The sequence below is a fragment of the Vibrio sp. V42_P2S4T144 genome (assembly GCF_009904715.1).
Taxonomy (GTDB): domain Bacteria; phylum Pseudomonadota; class Gammaproteobacteria; order Enterobacterales; family Vibrionaceae; genus Vibrio; species Vibrio alginolyticus.
In genome coordinates, this window is sequence record NZ_WXWS01000194.1 from 4,878 (window position 1) to 7,258 (window position 2,381).

Annotated in this window: 2 protein-coding genes; both read left to right on the forward strand. The window is 45.6% G+C overall.

Going from position 1 to position 2,381, the window contains the following annotated elements:
* Window positions 1-1,306: sigma-54-dependent transcriptional regulator (locus CAG68_RS06790; RefSeq protein WP_237667856.1), on the forward strand; the 1,306-nt coding region annotated here is incomplete at its 5' end.
* Window positions 1,281-2,351 (forward strand): glycosyltransferase family 4 protein, encoded by a 1,071-nt coding sequence (locus CAG68_RS06795; RefSeq protein ID WP_161440950.1) that lies wholly within the window; start codon window positions 1,281-1,283, stop codon window positions 2,349-2,351. The genes CAG68_RS06790 and CAG68_RS06795, both read left to right, overlap by 26 nt.
* Window positions 2,352-2,381 lie beyond the last annotated feature (30 nt).

Sequence of the window (2,381 nt, forward strand, 5' to 3'; positions counted from 1 at the left end):
TACGTCCGTTATTATTGCTACGGCACACGGCAGCGTCGACTTAGCCGTTAATCTAATTCAAAAAGGTGCGGAAGATTTCTTAGAAAAGCCCATAAACGCTGATCGCCTAAAAACATCAGTCGCATTGCACCTCAAACGCGCCAAATTGGAAGATTTGGTGGAAAATATTCAGTCCAAGTTTGATCGCCACAACTATCACGGATTCATCGGTTCAAGCCTCCCGATGCAGGCGGTATACAAGACCATTGATGCTGTTGCGCCAACTTCTGCCAGTGTGTTTATTGTGGGAGAAAGCGGCACAGGTAAAGAAGTTTGTGCTGAAGCCGTCCACCGCCAGAGCGACCGTAAAGACAAGCCTTTTATTGCAATTAACTGTGGGGCTATTCCACGAGATTTGATGGAAAGTGAGATTTTTGGTCACGTTAAAGGGGCCTTTACTGGAGCAACAACAGATCGAAAAGGTGCGGCGACGCTGGCACATGGTGGTACGCTTTTTCTTGATGAGCTGTGTGAAATGGAACTTGAGATGCAAAAGAAGTTGCTCCGTTTTCTACAAACGGGCACTTACACCCCTCTTGGTGGCACTCGAGAAATGAAAGTAGATGTGAGAATCATTTGTGCCACTAACCGAGATCCATTAACAGAAGTAGAAGAAGGTCGTTTTCGTGAAGACTTATACTACCGTGTGCACGTTATACCTATCGATATGCCCCCATTACGTGAACGAGGAAGTGACATCGTCACGCTTGCCAAGCACTTCTTGACCACTTACGCCAAACAGGACAAAAAGAAATTCTCAACAATCGACAGTGAAGCTCAACATATCATCAAGCATTACGAATGGCCGGGTAATGTAAGGCAACTACAAAACATCATACGTAACATTGTGGTGCTTAATAACGACGAAAAAGTCACGGTGAGCCACCTACCCGCTCAACTTACTAAAAAGTCTAAAGTGACGAAAACAACGACGCCTGCGCATGTTGCTCAAGAGTCAACAAACATTGCACCAATCACACCACCACCTGTTTATACTGAGGAACTTTCACCTTCTGCGGTCGAACCGTCGATTACCGCAGCGGATCTGCCTGGTACACCGTCCTCTGCTGCTACCTCACCGTACTTTAACTCTGATGGAGCCATTCGTCCTATGTGGCAAGTAGAGCGTGAAGCAATTCAAAACGCAATCGCGTACTGTGATGGCAACGTCCTCAACGCCGCTGTCATGCTGGAGTTAAGCCCATCTACGGTTTACCGAAAAAAACAAGCGTGGGAAGCGGATGAAATTAATCTCGAACAATCTTGATAAACCTGCCATTGGTGAAATTTGGATCTTGCTTGATAGCCGTCTATTCGGCGGCATTGAAAGTCACGTTATCGAGCTAGCTCGGGGATTAATCGCCTTTGGAAACAAAGCTCGAGTTGTGCTAACCACTGAGTATTCGCCAGCCGCTCAGATTGTACAGAAGGCAAAAGAAGCCGCGATCCCTGTGAGTTACTTAAACTATTTGTCTGGCGAGCCCAATAAAGCTTTAAAAATTAAACATCTAACAAGCGCCGTCGCCAATCACCAACCCTCAGTGGTTCACTCCCATGGTTATAAAGCGTCGATTTTGTCGCGCTGCGCCAAACTGCTCACCCGTACGTTTCCTCGTTTGATTTCAACTTATCATGCTGGTGAATCGTCCTCAGGGAAGCTATGGCTATACGATTGGCTTGATAGAAGCTCAGGCTGCCTATCTGACCATTGCTTTGCTGTCAGTCCAAGTATTCAGCGCAAAGTTTTTTGTTCTTCAGAACTGCTGAATAACTTTGTTTCGATTCCCAACAGTCAACTCAACTATCAGGAGATCGCTTTTGTCGGCCGATTGAGTCAGGAAAAAGGCGCCGATCAATTTATTGAGGTAGCGAGGCTCTGTCCAACATTACAGTTTAGTGTGTACGGTGATGGCCCAGAAAAAGAGTCGCTTAATCAAACTGCCCCTTCAAATGTGACTTTCTTCGGCCATCAAACCGATATGGAAGGTGTTTGGGAAAATATCAGTGTACTTATCATTTCTTCTCGTTATGAGGGTCTTCCAATGGCGGCGCTTGAAGCCATGTCGAGAGGCATTGCCGTGATGAGCTTACGTGTAGGTCGCCTTCCAGATATTATCCAAACGGGTAAAAATGGTTTTATCGTCGAAGACATTCCCTCTCTTGCTAAATGTCTTCATGACTGGATGTCGATTGGTGAAGCGCAACAATCACTCATTCGCCAGAATGCTCGACAAACCATCATTGATGATTTCTCAGCGCAAAGTGTGATTCCCGTATTGCTACAAAAATATCAAATTGAAACGGATCACTAATCCATATTGGTTCTCAATATGAGAATGATG

Coding starts and splice junctions, on each gene's coding strand:
- CAG68_RS06795 (WP_161440950.1), top strand. CDS start 1,281: ATGAAATTAATCTCGAACAATCTTGATAAACCTGCCATTGGTGAAATT.